The sequence below is a fragment of the Pseudomonas sp. GW823-FHT04A03 genome (assembly GCF_058796615.1).
On sequence record NZ_JBXAIV010000002.1, the window covers coordinates 682,851 to 699,530 of the forward strand.

At 60.3% G+C, this 16,680-nt stretch carries 15 protein-coding genes; 11 read left to right on the plus strand and 4 right to left on the minus strand.

The window, feature by feature from the left end; genetic code table 11:
• The first annotated feature begins 83 nt into the window (after positions 1-83).
• The 6 genes from AC1Q9F_RS09095 to AC1Q9F_RS09120 all read left to right on the plus strand — a co-directional run bounded on the left by AC1Q9F_RS09095 (position 84) and on the right by AC1Q9F_RS09120 (position 7,157).
• A complete protein-coding gene (locus AC1Q9F_RS09095) occupies positions 84-1,502 on the plus strand; it encodes an OprD family porin (RefSeq protein ID WP_179692655.1) in 1,419 nt (472 codons plus the stop codon).
• A 78-nt stretch (positions 1,503-1,580) separates the two neighbouring features.
• Positions 1,581-3,176 carry an ABC transporter substrate-binding protein gene (locus AC1Q9F_RS09100; protein WP_492619515.1) on the plus strand — a complete coding sequence of 532 codons (1,596 nt, stop codon included), beginning with the start codon at positions 1,581-1,583 and terminating at the stop codon, positions 3,174-3,176.
• A 73-nt stretch (positions 3,177-3,249) separates the two neighbouring features.
• Positions 3,250-4,260, plus strand: a complete 1,011-nt coding sequence (locus tag AC1Q9F_RS09105; RefSeq protein WP_007953665.1) for an ABC transporter permease subunit — start codon at positions 3,250-3,252, stop codon at positions 4,258-4,260.
• 11 nt (positions 4,261-4,271) lie between these two features.
• Positions 4,272-5,198 carry an ABC transporter permease subunit gene (locus AC1Q9F_RS09110; RefSeq protein ID WP_115076533.1) on the plus strand — a complete coding sequence of 309 codons (927 nt, stop codon included), beginning with the start codon at positions 4,272-4,274 and terminating at the stop codon, positions 5,196-5,198.
• 10 nt (positions 5,199-5,208) lie between these two features.
• Positions 5,209-6,177 carry an ABC transporter ATP-binding protein gene (locus tag AC1Q9F_RS09115; RefSeq protein ID WP_007953667.1) on the plus strand — a complete coding sequence of 323 codons (969 nt, stop codon included), beginning with the start codon at positions 5,209-5,211 and terminating at the stop codon, positions 6,175-6,177.
• Entirely contained in the window at positions 6,177-7,157 is a 981-nt protein-coding gene (locus tag AC1Q9F_RS09120) for a peptide ABC transporter ATP-binding protein (protein ID WP_007953682.1), read from the plus strand. The genes AC1Q9F_RS09115 and AC1Q9F_RS09120 overlap by 1 nt, the downstream gene beginning before the upstream one ends.
• Positions 7,158-7,264: 107 nt before the next feature.
• Here the strand turns inward: AC1Q9F_RS09120 and AC1Q9F_RS09125 are convergent, their stop codons facing one another.
• The gene (locus tag AC1Q9F_RS09125; RefSeq protein WP_492619514.1) at positions 7,265-7,525 is read right to left on the minus strand and encodes a hypothetical protein; all 261 of its coding nucleotides are present in this window, start codon (positions 7,523-7,525) and stop codon (positions 7,265-7,267) included.
• A 267-nt stretch (positions 7,526-7,792) separates the two neighbouring features.
• Positions 7,793-9,376 (minus strand): peptide chain release factor 3, encoded by a 1,584-nt coding sequence (locus AC1Q9F_RS09130; RefSeq protein ID WP_085608055.1) that lies wholly within the window; start codon positions 9,374-9,376, stop codon positions 7,793-7,795.
• 358 nt (positions 9,377-9,734) lie between these two features.
• Here AC1Q9F_RS09130 and AC1Q9F_RS09135 point away from each other — a divergent pair, with 358 nt between their 5' ends.
• From AC1Q9F_RS09135 to AC1Q9F_RS09155, 5 genes are all read left to right on the plus strand, one after another.
• Positions 9,735-10,424, plus strand: coding sequence for an ABC transporter permease (locus AC1Q9F_RS09135; RefSeq protein WP_172667905.1), 690 nt, complete (start codon positions 9,735-9,737; stop codon positions 10,422-10,424).
• 21 nt (positions 10,425-10,445) lie between these two features.
• Positions 10,446-11,339, plus strand: a complete 894-nt coding sequence (locus AC1Q9F_RS09140) for a glycine betaine ABC transporter substrate-binding protein (protein ID WP_492619513.1) — start codon at positions 10,446-10,448, stop codon at positions 11,337-11,339.
• 13 nt (positions 11,340-11,352) lie between these two features.
• On the plus strand, positions 11,353-12,006 hold the full coding sequence (locus AC1Q9F_RS09145; protein WP_007953690.1) for an ABC transporter permease: 654 nt from the start codon (positions 11,353-11,355) through the stop codon (positions 12,004-12,006).
• A complete protein-coding gene (locus AC1Q9F_RS09150; RefSeq protein WP_007953692.1) occupies positions 12,003-13,157 on the plus strand; it encodes an osmoprotectant ABC transporter ATP-binding protein OsmV in 1,155 nt (384 codons plus the stop codon). Before AC1Q9F_RS09145 ends, AC1Q9F_RS09150 begins: the two co-directional genes overlap by 4 nt.
• Positions 13,158-13,881: 724 nt before the next feature.
• Positions 13,882-15,045 (plus strand): type III PLP-dependent enzyme, encoded by a 1,164-nt coding sequence (locus tag AC1Q9F_RS09155; protein WP_007953693.1) that lies wholly within the window; start codon positions 13,882-13,884, stop codon positions 15,043-15,045.
• 60 nt (positions 15,046-15,105) lie between these two features.
• On the opposite strand, the gene AC1Q9F_RS09160 is transcribed toward AC1Q9F_RS09155, so the two are convergent.
• Both AC1Q9F_RS09160 and AC1Q9F_RS09165 read right to left on the minus strand, forming a co-directional pair.
• Positions 15,106-15,807: a tetratricopeptide repeat protein gene (locus AC1Q9F_RS09160; RefSeq protein ID WP_207986175.1), complete on the minus strand. Its 702-nt coding sequence runs from the start codon at positions 15,805-15,807 to the stop codon at positions 15,106-15,108.
• 57 nt (positions 15,808-15,864) lie between these two features.
• On the minus strand, positions 15,865-16,545 hold the full coding sequence (locus tag AC1Q9F_RS09165; protein ID WP_115076523.1) for a Fe2+-dependent dioxygenase: 681 nt from the start codon (positions 16,543-16,545) through the stop codon (positions 15,865-15,867).
• Between the last annotated feature and the right edge of the window lie 135 nt (positions 16,546-16,680).

Genomic DNA, 16,680 nt, shown 5'->3' on the forward strand with positions numbered 1-16,680 from the left:
TTGCGATGTGTGAATGAGTTCTAAACCAATAACCGGCCAACCCAAAAAAGCCGGCATAAAAAGAAAGTAAAGGAGCTTCACCCATGAAACTGAGCAGCACCGCGATACTGGCCCTGGCCATCAGCAGCATCACCGCTACGGCTTATGCCGAAGAGCAGAGCCAGGCATTCACCCCGGTGACCGTCAACACCAAGAGCGCCCAGGCTGAAGCAACAGGCTTCCTCGAAGGCCAGTCGATCAGCGGGACTACCCGTAACTGGTACGCCAACGAACAACTGAAACGTGGCGGCAAGTTCGCCTACAAAAAAGATGGTTCGCTGGCCGAAACCGACCGCCGGATCAACTGGGTACAGGGCACTATCGTCAAGTACAACTCGGGCTTTACCGAGGGCACTGTCGGTTTCAGCACCGAGATCGCTGCTTACAACGCCATCGCGCTGGAACGTGACCGCGAGAACCTGGCCGCCGGTAACGGTGGCGCGCCAAAAACCGGTCCGGCTTCGGGCAACAACCGTACCCTGACCCGCAAAGACAATGGCGATGCTGTCGGCCAGTGGAGCAAGCTGGGACTGGCGAACGTCAAGGCACGCGTTTCCAACACGACGCTGACTGCCGGTCGCATGAACTTCAGCAGCCCGCAAGTCGATGTGATCGGTAACCGTGCGCTGCCTTCGAGCTTCGAGGGTGTCGCGATCCATAGCGAAGAACTGAACAACCTGTCCTTCGACCTGGCCACCTTCGACCGTGTTTCACCACGTTCGGAACAGAGCCTGCAGAAATTCCGTACCGAGTACGGCAACGGCCGTGTGGAATCCGACCACGTCAACACCGCCGGTATCTCTTACCAGCCGTTCGCCAGCCTGACCACCAGCCTCTGGGGTACACAGGTCGAAGATATCTGGAACCAGTACTACTTCGGCGCTACCCATGTGCTGGGTGACAGCTCCATCGTCAGCCTGACCACTGGCCTGAACTACTACAAGACCGTTGATGAAGGCAAAAAGAAACTGGGTGAAATCGACAACGACACCTACTCGCTGTCGCTTGGCCTGACCCACCAGGCCCACAGCCTGACCTTCTCGTACCAGGAAGTGAACGGTAACGAATACTTCGACTACCTGCACGAAACCAACGGTATCTACCTGGCCAACTCCCTGCTGTCGGACTTCAACGGCCCGAACGAGAAATCCTTCCAGGTGGCCTACGGTCTGAACATGGCCGAATACGGCGTACCGGGCCTGAAATTCAACATCTACCAGGCGCGCGGCTGGGGTATCGACGGCACTCACTACAAGGGTGGCGGCTACGACGGCGTGCAGGCAATGGACGGTGAAAACCACTACGAATACGGCATCGGTGCAGCCTACGCCGTGCAGAGCGGCCCGCTCAAGGCCACCACCATCCGTGGTACTTACACCGCTCACCGCGCCAGCGAAAACCAGGCTGACGGCAGCATCAACGAGTTCCGTCTCGTGACCACCATCCCGTTCAACATCCTGTAAAAACGCACGCCGACGGCTGACTCAGTGACGAGTCGGCCGTTCGGCTTTTTGTCTTCAACCGATTGCAGAGGGTTCTTGATGAAAATGCTTCCCCTACGTGCAGCCATCGCGGCTGCGTTGCTGAGTGTCGCTGTCGGCGTCTCGGCCAAACCCTTGGTGGTCTGCACCGAAGCCAGCCCGGAAGGCTTCGATATGGTCCAGTACACGACTGCAGTCACTGCCGACGCGGTGGCCGAAACCATCTTCAACCGTCTGGCGGACTTCAAGCCCGGCACCACCGAAGTGATTCCGGCGCTGGCCGAATCCTGGGACATCAGCGAAGACGGCCTGACCTACACGTTCCACCTGCGCAAAGGCGTCAAGTTTCACACCACCGAATATTTCAAGCCGACCCGCGACATGAACGCCGACGACGTGGTCTGGAGTTTCCAGCGTCAGCTGGACCCGAATCACCCGTGGCACAAGCTGTCGAGCGTGGGCTTCCCGTACTTTGAAAGCATGGGCTTCAAGGAACTGCTCAAAAGCGTCGAGAAAGTCGACGACAACACCGTCAAGTTCACGCTGACCCGTCGCGAAGCGCCATTCCTGGCCGACATCGCCATGGCGTTCTCCTCGATCTACCCGGCCGAATACGCCGACCAGTTGCTCAAGGCCAACAAGACCGGCGATCTGAACAACAAACCGGTCGGCACCGGCCCGTTCATCTTCCAGCGTTACGCCAAGGACGCCCAGGTACGCTTCAAGGCCAACCCGGACTACTTCCGCGGCAAGCCCCCGGCTGACGCGTTGATCCTGGCGATTGGCACAGACAACAACGTACGTTTGCAGAAGCTCAAGGCCAATGAGTGCCAGATCGCGCTGTATCCGAAACCGGATGACATTCCGAGCATCAAGAAAGACAGCAACCTGAAAGTCGATGAAATGGACGCGATGACCGTCTCGTACATCGCCATGAACACCCAGCACAAGTACATCAGCGACGTGCGGGTGCGCAAAGCGATCGACATCGCCTTCGACAAGGAAGCCTACGTCAACGCCCTGTTCGGCAAAGGCAACGCCTCGGTCGCGGTCAACCCGTACCCGCCGACCCTGCTGGGCTACAACCACGATCTGAAGAACCCGCCACGTGACCTCGACGCCGCCCGCAAGCTGCTCAAGGAAGCCGGCGTACCGGAAGGCACCGTGTTTACCCTGTTTACCCGCAACGGCGGTGGCCCGACCAACCCGAACCCGATGCTCGGCGCACAGATGATGCAGGCTGACCTGGCGAAAGTCGGGATCAAGATCGACATCCGCGTGATGGAATGGGGCGAGATGCTCAAACGCGCCAAGGCCGGCGAGCACGACATGGTTTCGGCCGGATGGGCGGGCGACAACGGCGACCCGGATAACTTCCTGACGCCTATGCTCAGTTGCGAAGCTGCCAAGAACGGCGAAAACTACGCTCGCTGGTGCAACGAGAAATTCCAGGCCCTGCTCGACGAAGCACGGGCTAAAGTAGATCCGGCCGAACGCGCCAAACTGTATGAAGAGGCGCAAGTCATCTTCAATCAGGACCAACCGTGGATCAGCATGGCCCACACCCGCATGTTCACCGCAATGCGCAACAACGTAGAGGGTTATCACATCAGCCCTCTGACAACCAATAACTTCGCCACCACCCAGGTGAAGTAGATAAGAAACTCCCGGCCTCCCTGACCCCAGGGTCGCCGGGCACGCCTAACCGGCTGATGAGGTACCACACACGATGTTTAGTTTTATTGCCCGCCGACTGGGGTTATTGATCCCCACGTTTTTCGGCATCACCTTGCTGACTTTCGCGTTGATTCGCATGATTCCCGGCGACCCCGTGGAAGTGATGATGGGCGAACGTCGGGTCGACCCCGAAATGCACGCTCAGGCAATGGAACGCCTCGGTCTGAACAAACCGTTGTACGCCCAGTACCTGGACTACATCGGCAAACTGGCCCATGGCGATCTCGGCGAATCCCTGCGCACCCGTGAGAGCGTATGGACCGAGTTCACCTCCCTCTTCCCGGCGACCCTGGAACTGTCCATGGCCGCCCTGCTGTTCGCCGGTATCCTGGGCCTGCTGGCCGGGGTGATTGCGGCCCTCAAGCGAGGATCCCTGTTCGACCACGGGGTAATGGGCATCTCCCTCGCGGGTTATTCGATGCCGATTTTCTGGTGGGGCCTGATCCTCATCATGTTCTTCTCGGTGAGCCTGGGCTGGACCCCGGTGTCCGGGCGGATCGACCTGCTTTACGACATCGAGCCGCGCACCGGCTTCATGCTGATCGACACCCTGCTGGCCGATGACATGGGCGCGTTCCTCGATGCCCTGCACCACCTGATCCTGCCGGCCATCGTGCTGGGCACCATTCCGCTGGCGGTGATCGCGCGGATGACCCGTTCGTCGATGCTCGAAGTATTGCGTGAAGACTACATCCGTACCGCCAAGGCCAAAGGCCTGTCGCCGTCGCGCGTGGTGTTCGTGCACGGCCTGCGCAACGCGCTGATTCCGGTACTGACCGTGGTCGGCCTGCAAGTCGGCACCCTGCTGGCCGGTGCGGTCCTGACCGAAACCATCTTCTCCTGGCCCGGCATCGGTAAATGGCTGATCGAAGCCATCGGCGCCCGGGACTACCCGGTTGTACAAAACGGCATCCTGTTAATCGCCTGCCTGGTGATTCTGGTCAACTTCGTGGTGGACATCCTCTACGGCTTTGCCAACCCACGCATCCGTCATCAGCGCTGAGGTCAATACCCATGAGCACTCCAACTTCCTCAGTAGTCACCGCCGCCACCGCCGTGGATCAAAGTCTGCTGTACCCGTCACCGTACAAAGAGTTCTGGCAGGCCTTCGCCAAGAACAAGGGCGCCGTCGCCGGCCTGCTGTTCATGCTGCTGGTGATTTTCTGCGCGATCTTCGCGCCGTGGGTCGCCCCGCATAACCCGAGCGAGCAATACCGTGACTTCCTGCTGACGCCGCCGGCGTGGCTCGAAGGCGGGCAGATGCAGTTCCTGCTCGGCACCGATGAACTGGGTCGCGACCTGCTGTCGCGTCTGATCCAGGGTTCGCGCCTGTCGCTGCTGATCGGTCTGTCGTCGGTGGTGATGTCGCTGATCCCGGGGATCCTGCTGGGTCTGTTCGCCGGTTTCTTCCCGAAAATGATTGGCCCGACCATCATGCGTCTGATGGACATCATGCTGGCCCTGCCATCGCTGCTGCTGGCTGTGGCGATCGTCGCCATCCTCGGCCCAGGCCTGATCAACACCGTGATCGCGATTGCCGTGGTTTCGCTGCCGTCCTACGTGCGTCTGACCCGTGCCGCCGTGATGGGTGAGCTTAACCGCGACTACGTGACCGCCGCGCGCCTGGCCGGTGCCGGTCTGCCGCGCCTGATGTTCATCACCGTGCTGCCGAACTGCATGGCACCGCTGATCGTTCAGGCGACCCTGAGCTTCTCCTCGGCGATCCTCGATGCCGCCGCCCTGGGCTTCCTCGGCCTCGGCGTCCAGCCGCCAACCCCTGAGTGGGGCACCATGCTGGCTTCGGCCCGCGACTACATCGAACGCGCCTGGTGGGTGGTGAGTCTGCCTGGTTTGACCATTTTGCTCAGCGTGCTGGCAATCAACTTGATGGGCGACGGCCTGCGCGATGCGCTGGACCCGAAACTCAAGAACGCCGCCTGAGGAGATTCCCATGTCACTGTTAGAAATCAAGAATCTCAACGTTCGCTTCGGCGACAAGAACGCCACCCCGGTCGTCGACGGCCTCGACCTGAAAGTCGACAAGGGCGAAGTCCTGGCGATCGTGGGCGAGTCGGGTTCCGGCAAGTCCGTGACCATGATGGCGCTGATGGGCCTGATCGAGCACCCGGGGATCGTCACCGCCGACTCGCTGAGCTTCGACGGCAAGAACATGCTCAAGCTGAACAACCGCCAGCGTCGGCAGATCGTCGGCAAAGACCTGGCGATGGTGTTCCAGGACCCGATGACCGCGCTGAACCCGAGCTACACCGTCGGTTTCCAGATCGAAGAAGTGCTGCGCCTGCACCTGAAAATGTCCGGCAAGCAAGCGCGTAAACGTGCGATCGAACTGCTGGAAAAAGTCGAAATCCCGGGCGCTGCCAGTCGTATGGACGCCTACCCGCACCAACTGTCCGGCGGCATGAGCCAGCGTGTGGCGATTGCCATGGCGATTGCCGGCGAGCCGAAACTGCTGATCGCGGACGAGCCGACCACTGCACTCGACGTGACGATTCAGGCACAGATCATGGATCTGCTGCTGGCGTTGCAGAAAGAGCAGAACATGGGCCTGGTGCTGATCACCCACGACCTCGCCGTCGTGGCCGAAACCGCCCAGCGCGTGTGCGTGATGTACGCCGGTCAAGCCGTTGAAGTCGGTCAGGTGCCGCAACTGTTCGACATCCCGGCCCACCCGTACAGCGAAGCGCTGCTCAAGGCGATTCCGGAACACAGCCAGGGTGCCGAGCGTCTGGCGACTCTGCCGGGCATCGTTCCCGGCCGTTACGACCGCCCGCAAGGCTGCCTGCTGTCGCCGCGCTGCCCGTACGTGCAGGACAGCTGCCGCGCGCAGCGTCCGACCCTTGACCCGAAAAGCAACAGCCTCGCCCGCTGCTTCTATCCGTTGAACCAGGAGGTGGCGTAATGGCCGTCGTACTTACCGCCCGCGACCTGACCCGTCACTACGAAGTCTCCCGTGGCCTGTTCAAGGGCCACGCGACCGTGCGCGCCCTGAACGGCGTGTCGTTCGAGCTGGAAGCCGGCAAGACCCTCGCCGTTGTCGGTGAATCGGGCTGCGGCAAATCCACCCTCGCCCGCGCCCTGACCCTGATCGAAGAGCCGTCGTCCGGTTCGCTGAAAATCGCCGGGCAAGAAGTGGCCGGCGCCGACAAGGCTCAGCGCAAACAACTGCGCAAAGACGTGCAGATGGTGTTCCAGAGCCCGTACGCCTCGTTGAACCCACGGCAGAAAATCGGTGATCAACTGGCTGAACCGCTGCTGATCAACACCAACCTGAGTGCTGCCGAGCGTCGCGAGAAAGTCCAGGCGATGATGAAGCAGGTCGGCTTGCGTCCCGAGCACTACCAGCGGTATCCGCACATGTTCTCTGGCGGTCAGCGTCAGCGTATCGCGCTGGCCCGCGCCATGATGCTGCAACCCAAAGTGCTGGTGGCGGACGAACCGACCTCGGCGCTGGACGTGTCGATCCAGGCGCAGGTGCTGAACCTGTTCATGGACATGCAGCAGGAGTTCAACACCGGTTACGTGTTCATCTCGCACAACCTGGCGGTGGTACAGCACGTGGCCGATGACGTGATGGTGATGTACCTCGGACGCCCGGTGGAAATCGGTCCGAAGCACGACATCTACGCCCGTCCTCTGCACCCGTACACCCAGGCGCTGTTGTCGGCGACCCCGACCATCCACCCGGATCCGGACAAGCCGAAAATCAAGATCGTCGGCGAGCTGCCCAACCCGCTGAACCCGCCACCTGGCTGCGCGTTCCACAAGCGCTGCCCGTACGCCACCGCGCGTTGCAGCAGCGAGGAGCCGGCCCTGCGCCAGCTCGATACGCGTCAGGTTGCGTGCCACTACGCCGAGCAATTCCTCGACGGCGCGGCATGAAAAAACCCGCCCTGTTTCCCGGGGCGGGTTGTTGATGAGTTGACCAAACCCCTTCTGCCCCGATTGCGCATCGATCGGGAAAGAAGGGGTTTTCTTTTGCCCGGAATCTACGTCTGGCTGTCGCCATCGTCCGGATCGTCGGTGTCCGGCTCATCGGTGGTCGAATCGTCATCGTCGGCGCTGCCGCCCTGGCCCTGATCGCCCGGCTCGGACTCCGACTTGGCCAGCATCAGCGCGCTGTGCCCCACCTGCCCATTGAATGCCTGGGTATCGTGATCCTCGCACTCGGCCCAGGCCGTCGCGGTGCCGAGGGACAGCATCACCATCACTTTCAACAGCAGCAAAACGCGTAGCAACCTGTTTTTCATAGCCGAGTCCATCCTGTTCCAGGTGAGAAATTCATGCTGACCTGACGCTGATTGAAATCTAGTTCCGATCCGCCGGGTTCACCAGATAGGACGCTAACCAACGCCCGGAAATGCCATGCATGGACAGACCGCTTTCGAATAACGCCCATAACCGGATCGGCTAAGCGAGGTCGCTTCCTCCTATCGCTTGCTGAGCAACCGATCTGCAGCCAATAAAAAGCCCCCGAGGCTTATGCATCGGGGGCTTTGGATGGAGCCGTTCAGCGCTTAGTGATGCTCGCGCGTCGCACGGAATTTCACGTCCGGCCAGCGCTCTTCCATCAGGGCCAGGTTGACCCGCGTTGGCGCGAGGTAGGTCAGGTGACCGCCGCCGTCCAGTGCCAGGTTTTCCACGGCCTTGTTGGAGAATTCCTCGAGCTTCTTCTTGTCGCTGCATTCGATCCAGCGCGCGGAGTACACGGTGATCGGCTCGTAGGAGCACTCGACCTTGTATTCCTCTTTCAGGCGGCTGGCGACCACATCGAACTGCAGCACACCAACGGCGCCGAGGATGATGTCGTTGCTGCGCTCCGGGAAGAACACCTGGGTCGCGCCTTCTTCGGCCAACTGTTGCAGGCCCTGGCGCAGTTGCTTGGATTTCAGCGGGTCGCGCAGGCGTACGCGGCGGAACAGTTCCGGGGCGAAGTGCGGGATACCGGTGAAGCCCAGGGTTTCGCCTTCGCTGAAGGTGTCGCCGATCTGGATCGTGCCGTGGTTGTGCAGACCGATGATGTCGCCGGCGTACGCCTCTTCCAGCTGTTCACGCTCAGAGGAGAAGAACGTCAGGGCGTCGCCGATGCGCACGTCCTTGCCGGTACGCACGTGGCGCATTTTCATGCCTTTTTCGTACTTGCCGGAGCAGATACGCATGAAGGCGATGCGGTCGCGGTGTTTCGGGTCCATGTTCGCCTGGATCTTGAAGATGAAGCCCGAGAACTTCTCTTCCACCGGCTCCACGGTGCGCTCGTTGGCTACGCGTGGCAGCGGGCGCGGGGCCCAGTCGACCACGGCGTCGAGCACATGGTCGACACCGAAGTTGCCCAGTGCGGTACCGAAGAACACCGGGGTCAGTTGACCGTCGATGAACTCCTGCTGGTTGAACTCGTGGCAGGCGCCCTGCACCAGTTCCAGCTGCTCGAGGAAACGATCGTACTCGTCGCCCAGATGCGCGCGGGCTTCGTCGGAATCGAGCTTCTCGATGATCTTGGTTTCGGTGCGTTCGTGACCGTGACCGGCGGTGTAGACAATGATGTAGTCGTCCGCCAGGTGGTACACGCCCTTGAAGTCGCGGTAGCAACCGATCGGCCAGGTGATCGGCGCAGCCTTGATCTTCAGAACGGCTTCGATCTCGTCGAGCAGTTCGATCGGGTCGCGGATGTCACGGTCGAGTTTGTTGATGAAGCTGACGATCGGCGTGTCACGCAGACGGCAGACGTCCATCAGCGCGATGGTACGTGGCTCAACACCTTTACCGCCGTCGAGAACCATCAGGGCCGAGTCCACCGCGGTCAGGGTGCGGTAGGTGTCTTCGGAGAAGTCTTCGTGGCCCGGGGTGTCGAGCAGGTTGATCATGTGTTCGCGATACGGGAACTGCATGACCGACGTAGTAATCGAGATGCCCCGCTGCTTTTCCATCTCCATCCAGTCGGATGTCGCGTGGCGATCGGATTTGCGGGATTTCACCGTACCGGCCACGGCAATCGCCTTGCCCATCAGCAAGAGCTTTTCGGTGATGGTGGTTTTACCGGCATCGGGGTGGGAAATAATGGCGAAAGTGCGGCGTTTCGCGACTTCGGCGGCCTGTCTGGTCATGGGAAATCGCCTGGCGGTGATTCAAAAAAGGGCGGCGATTATAGCCCAACTCGATTCAATAACCGAACCGTTGAGCACATTAAGGGTGGCCAAATGCTGCCTCAGATGGGAACCTTTTAAAGCACGGAGACGTCCATCCCCTGTTACGACAATTCGTCAGGGGCTGAAAAATCAGCAAGTTAGCCTGACGAGGCTGCGCTCATGGCTCGCTTTCAGGCCGCTTTTGCCGGGCTGAAAAAAAGCTGCTTCTCGCGAACGCTGACTTCGGCAGCCAGGAATGGCCTTGCCACACGGAGCAGCGCTCGCCGACTACAAAAAAAGGAGTCCGCCTGTGGCTATCCGCTATGGCAAAGGGCTGATGGGAGGTGCGGTGGTGATCGCGCTCCTGGCCCTGCTGGTCCACTGGATCGGCATCAACACGATCGAACACTACCGCGACGATTTGTTGTTTTACCTGCAAGCTCACCTGATTCTCGTCCTCGCTTCAATGCTGGCCGCCCTGGTCGTGGGCATTCCCGCCGGTATCTTCCTGAGCCGTCCGACCATGGTCGGCCGCGCCGAACGCTTCATGCAGATCTTCAACATCGGCAACACCGTGCCGCCGCTGGCCGTGCTCGCGATTGCCCTGGGGATTCTCGGCATCGGCAGCGGTCCGGCGATCTTCGCCCTGTTCCTCGCCTCGCTTTTGCCGATTGTGCGCAACACCTATGAAGGCCTGAAAAACGTCCAGGGCTCGCTGAAAGAAGCCGCTGTCGGCATCGGCATGACTCCGCGCCAGGTGCTGTGGAAAGTCGAGTTGCCCAACGCCGTGCCGATCATCGTCGGTGGTGTGCGGGTGGCGCTGGCGATCAACGTCGGTACGGCGCCGCTGGCCTTCCTGATCGGCGCCAACAGCCTCGGCAGCCTGATCTTCCCCGGCATCGCCCTGAACAATCAGCCGCAATTGCTGCTCGGCGCCGCGTGCACCGCGCTGCTGGCCCTGCTGCTCGATGGCGTGGTCACCCTCGCCAGCCGTCTCTGGCTGGAACGCGGTCTGCGCCCGTCTTAAGGCTTTTGCGAAGGAATGAACATGAAACGACTTAGCTTGATCTTAGGCTGCGCCCTGCTTTTCGCAGGATTGGCCCAGGCGGCGGAAAAGCCGCTCATTCGCCTCGGCGCCCGGGTGTTCACCGAGCAGACCCTGCTCGCGGAAATCACCGCGCAATACCTGCGCAGCAAAGGCTACGACGCGCAGATCACCGGCGGTCTGGGCAGCAACCTGGCCCGCAGCGCCCACGAAACCGGACAGCTGGACATGCTCTGGGAATACACCGGCGTGTCGCTGGTAGCCTACAACCATGTCACCGAAAAACTCGACAGCGAACAGTCCTACGCCCGGGTCAAAGAACTCGACGCGAAAAAAGGCCTGGTCTGGCTCACACCGTCGAAATTCAGCAACACCTACGCCCTCGCCCTGCCGAAAAAAGTGGCCGAGCAATACCCGCAGATCAGCAACATCAGCCAGCTGAACGACGTGTTGAAGGCTGAAGCCAAGACCAATCACCTGGTGGCGCTGGACACCGAGTTCGCCAACCGCTCCGACGGCCTGGACGGCATGGTCAAGCTCTACGACATGAACCTGACCCGCCAGAACATCCGGCAGATGGACGCGGGCCTGGTCTACACCGCGCTGCGCAACGGTCAGGTGTTTGCCGGTCTGGTCTACACCACCGACGGTCGCCTCAACGCCTTCGGGCTGAAGCTGCTGGAAGACGACAAGCATTACTTCCCGGACTACACCGCCGCGCCAGTCGTGCGTCAGGCCTACCTCGACGCGCACCCGAAACTCGCCGAGCAACTCAAGCCGCTGGCCGAACTGTTCGACGACGAAACCATGCGCCAGCTCAACGCGCGGGTCGATGTCGATCACGAGAGCCCGTCGAAAGTCGCTGCCGATTTCCTGCGCCAGCATCCACTGAACTAAAGGAGGAAAAGTCATGGAATTTTTGAACGCCTTTTCCCACCTCGACTGGCAGCAGGTGATGCACCTGACCTGGCAGCACATCACGCTGGTCGGCATCGCCGTCAGCCTGGCGATCCTCATCGGCGTGCCGCTGGGCATTTTGATGACGCGCTTCCCGAGCCTCGCCGGTCCCTTGCAGGCCAGTGCCACGGTGCTGCTGACCGTGCCGTCGATTGCCCTGTTCGGCCTGCTGCTGCCGTTCTACTCGAAATTCGGCCAGGGCCTCGGCCCGATGCCGGCGATCACCGCCGTGTTCCTTTATTCACTGCTGCCGATCATGCGCAACACCTACCTCGCCCTGACCGGCGTCGAACCGGGCATTCGTGAAGCCGCACGCGGCATCGGCATGACCTTCGGCCAGCGCCTGCGCATGGTCGAGTTGCCGATCGCAGTGCCGGTAATCCTCGCCGGTGTGCGTACCGCCGTGGTGATGAACATCGGCGTGATGACCATCGCCGCGACCATCGGCGCCGGCGGCCTCGGTGTGCTGATCCTCGCCTCCATCAGCCGCAGTGACATGTCGATGCTCATCGTCGGCGCGCTGCTGGTCAGTCTTCTGGCGATCTTCGCCGACCTTATTTTGCAGTGGCTGCAACGTTCGCTGACTCCAAAAGGACTCCTCAAATGATCGAACTTCAAAACCTCAGCAAGACCTTCCAAAGCAACGGCAAAGATGTGAAAGCCGTGGACTCGGTAAGCCTGACCGTCAATGAAGGCGAAATCTGTGTGTTCCTCGGGCCATCGGGTTGCGGCAAAAGCACCACGCTGAAAATGATCAACCGCCTGATCAAGCCGACCTCGGGCAAGATCCTGATCAACGGCGAAGACACCACCGACCTCGACGAAGTGACCCTGCGTCGCAACATCGGCTACGTGATCCAGCAGATCGGCCTGTTCCCGAACATGACTATCGAGGAGAACATTGTCGTCGTGCCGAAACTGCTCGGCTGGGACAAACAGAAATGCCACGACCGCGCCCGCGAACTGATGAGCATGATCAAGCTTGAGCCCAAGCAGTATTTGCATCGTTATCCGCGTGAGCTGTCCGGCGGCCAGCAGCAACGTATCGGCGTGATCCGTGCGCTGGCGGCGGATGCGCCGCTGTTGCTGATGGACGAACCGTTCGGCGCGGTCGACCCGATCAACCGCGAGATGATCCAGAACGAATTCTTCGAGATGCAGCGCGCGCTGAACAAGACCGTGATCATGGTCAGCCACGACATCGACGAAGCGATCAAGCTCGGCGACAAGATCGCGATCTTCCGTGCCGGCAAGCTGCTGCAGATCGATCATCCGGACACCCTGCTTGCCCATCCGGCGGATGATTTCGTCAGCAACTTCGTCGGCCAGGACAGCACCCTCAAACGCCTGCTGCTGGTGAAAGCCGAAGACGCCGCGGACAACGCGCCGTCGGTGAGCCCGGAAACCCCGGTGGCCGATGCGCTGGAGTTGATGGACGAGCATGACCGTCGCTATGTCGTCGTGACTGACGCTGAGAACAAGGCGCTGGGTTATGTGCGCCGTCGTGATCTGCATCGTCAGACCGGCACCTGCGCGCAATTCCTGCGCGAGTTCAACGCCACGGCGGCATACGACGAGCATTTGCGCATCCTGTTGTCGCGCATGTACGAGTTCAATCGGGCATGGTTGCCGGTGATGGATGCCGAGCGAGTGTTCCTCGGCGAGGTTACCCAGGAGTCGATTGCGGCGTACCTGAGTTCGGGTCGATCGCGCGGAATGAAGACCAATATTGTGTCGCCAGCCGAGGCGGTGGCCTGATCAAAAGCAAAAGGGCTGTTCAACAGCCCTTTTTTTCGACCGCCGGATCCTCCAGGCCGGGATTTTTTCGCCGACGATGAGCCGGCAAGAAATATCAACACACCAGAGCGCCGAACCCGGCCGAATTTGTCAGCTTCAACCAGCAAATCCCCTCTCACCTGCCCTTCTCGCCGCCAACGTCGCCGATGTTGAAGTGATCGTACTTACCTGAGAGTTGGCGCACATCAGCATCGAACGTGCAGGTATTTTTAACACCTGAAAATTATTGCGGAACATCTGACCGTCATCTCGGTCGGCTACAAAGAGTGATATCCGCGACGCACGTCAGAAGCGTGCAAAAACGCGACATTTTTAGTTGATCTCAGGCCCCTCACGCCCTAAAGTTCGCGCCGAACGTCCATGCTGGAAACGATCCATCCGGCTCAAGTACTGACGACGAGACAGCAAGGCCAAGGGCAGCGACCCCAGATCGTTTGAGAGCGTAGCGAGCGCAGGCAAGACAAGGCGGGAAGAGGCGAGGAAGCGGAGTTTACTGGTTGTAAATGAGCATTCCGAGCCTCTTCCCAACGCAGTATTGCCAAGCGCAGTAGCTCTCAAACGATCTGAATGGCCTTTTTGCTTTCGGCGCCATTGCCTTGGGAAGTAGGCGAACCAAAGTGGGGATACGGAGGGCGTTCATTTGCACCCATTGATTTCACGAGTTTGCCCATAGGAGCTCCCAAGTATGTCGATCCAGGTCGAAGACTATTTCGCGCGCGAAACCTTTCAGAAAATGAAGGCGTTCGCCGACAAACAGGAAACCCCGTTCGTGGTGATCGACACCGCGATGATCGCCCAGGCCTACGATGACCTGCGCGCCGGTTTCGAATTCGCCAAGGTCTACTACGCGGTCAAGGCCAACCCGGCCGTCGAGATCATCGACCTGCTCAAAGAGAAAGGTTCGAGCTTCGACATCGCCTCGATCTATGAGCTGGACAAAGTGCTGAGCCGTGGCGTCAGCGCGGACCAGATCAGCTACGGCAACACCATCAAGAAATCCAAGGACATTCGCTACTTCTATGAGAAGGGCGTGCGTCTGTTCGCCACCGACTCGGAAGCCGACCTGCGCAACATCGCCAAGGCCGCACCGGGCGCCAAAGTCTATGTGCGCATCCTGACCGAAGGCTCGACCACGGCTGACTGGCCACTGTCGCGCAAATTCGGCTGCCAGACCGACATGGCCATGGACCTGCTGATCCTCGCCCGCGACCTGGGTCTGGTGCCATACGGCATCTCGTTCCACGTCGGCTCGCAACAGCGTGACATCAGCGTCTGGGACGCGGCGATCGCCAAGGTCAAAGTGATCTTCGAGCGCCTGAAAGAAGAAGACGGCATCCACCTGAAGCTGATCAACATGGGCGGTGGCTTCCCGGCCAACTACATCACCCGCACCAACAGCCTGGAAACCTATGCCGAAGAAATCATCCGTTTCCTGAAGGAAGACTTCGGTGATGACCTGCCGGAAATCATCCTGGAGCCAGGTCGTTCGCTGATTGCCAACGCCGGCATCCTGGTCAGCGAAGTGGTACTGGTTGCCCGTAAATCCCGTACCGCCGTCGAGCGTTGGGTTTATACCGATGTGGGCAAGTTCTCCGGCCTGATCGAAACCATGGACGAAGCGATCAAGTTCCCGATCTGGACCGAGAAGAAAGGCGAGATGGAAGAAGTCGTGATCGCCGGTCCGACCTGCGACAGCGCCGACATCATGTACGAAAACTACAAGTACGGCCTGCCGCTGAACCTGGCGATCGGTGATCGTCTGTACTGGCTGTCGACCGGTGCGTACACCACCAGTTACAGCGCCGTAGAGTTCAACGGTTTCCCGCCGCTGAAATCGTTCTACGTGTAAGCGTTGCTGGCGTAATGCAAAAAGCCCATGACGTGTCATGGGCTTTTTTGTGGCTGCGATTCAGGTGTTCTGTAACTCGGTGCAACGGTGAGCGTAGGCCTGCGCCAGTGCCTGGATTCGCGGATCGGTTGCGCTCGCCAGCGTCTGGCTCGCCACGCGCAGGAAATTCAGGTTGCCGCCGGCCAGCGCTTTCTCCAGCCAGATGAGCGCGTCATCGATCCGCCCCTCATCTGCCAGCACCGCTGCATAGCTGAATTGCCCGCGAAAGTCCCCGCCCTCGGCCGAACGTCGATACCAGTCACGAGCCGCTGCGGGATCCGCCGCACACACCTGCCCTTCCTCCAGATAACGCCCGAGCAGGTTCATCGACTTGGCATGCCCGATCTCGGCCGCGCTTTGATACAGCGCCATGGCCTGAAGATGATCGACCGCTACACCGCGCCCGGTCGCGAGCAGATTGGCGAGGTTGTACATCGCCCAGTCCAGTCCGCCGTCAGCGGCGATTCGATAATGTTTCACCGCATTCGCGGCATCGGCCGGACATCCCCAACCGTGCTCATTGCAGCGGCCGAGCATGTTGCGCGCCATCAGATGACCCTGCCCTGCGGCGATTTCAAACCAGCGCAATGCCAGCGGCTGATCCTGAGCAATCCCATGACCATCGAGCAGGATCTGCCCGAGCAGTGCCTGCGCTTCCAGCACGCCCTCACCCGCCGCCAGCAGAATTGCCTGAGCGGCGCGGGCCGGGCTTTCTTCGAGCATGGCCGTGAGGCGTTCGCCGTCGAGGACTTCTTCGCGACGTAACCGAAAGTCCGCCACTTACACCTCGACCCAGCGACGCAGCAGGTTGTGATAAGTGCCGGTGAGGCGGATCAGCGAAGGGTGATCGGGCATGTCCTGAGTCAGTTGCTGGATCGCACCGTCCATCTCGAACAGCAACGCGCGCTGGCTGTCTTCGCGCACCAGACTTTGAGTCCAGAAGAACGAGGCATAACGCGCGCCGCGAGTGACTGCGTTGACCTTGTGCAGGCTGGTGCCGGGGTACAGCACCATGTCGCCGGCGGGCAATTTCACTTGCTGGGTGCCGAAGGTGTCCTGGATTTCCAGCTCGCCGCCGTCGTAGTCCTCGGGCTCGCTGAAGAACAGCGTGGCGGACAGATCGGTGCGCACTCGCTCGATGCTGCCCTTGGGCTGACGCACCGCGTTGTCGATGTGGAAATCGAAACTGCCGCCCGCCGTGTAACAGTTAAGTAACGGCGGGAACACTTTGTGCGGCAGCGCGGCGGACATGAACAGCGGGTTTTTCCACAGGCGCTCAAGCATCGCGGCGCCGATTTCCTTGGCCAGCGGATGGCCTTCCGGAAGCTGCAGATTGTGCTTGGCCTTGGCCGATTGATAGCCGGCGGTGATCTTGCCATCGGCCCAGTCGGCCTGTTCCAGAGCCTCGCGGATGCGCTGCACTTCTTCTTTCGCGAACAGCCCGGGGATGTGCAGCAGCATGGCAATGTCACCTGATGGCAAAGAGGCGGCAATGGTATTGATTCTTATTGGCTGTGTAAAACCCGCTAGACGAATGAACTGGCAAAAACCGTAAGGTTAAATTGTAAAGAATGTAAATTCAGTGCGAATAACAAT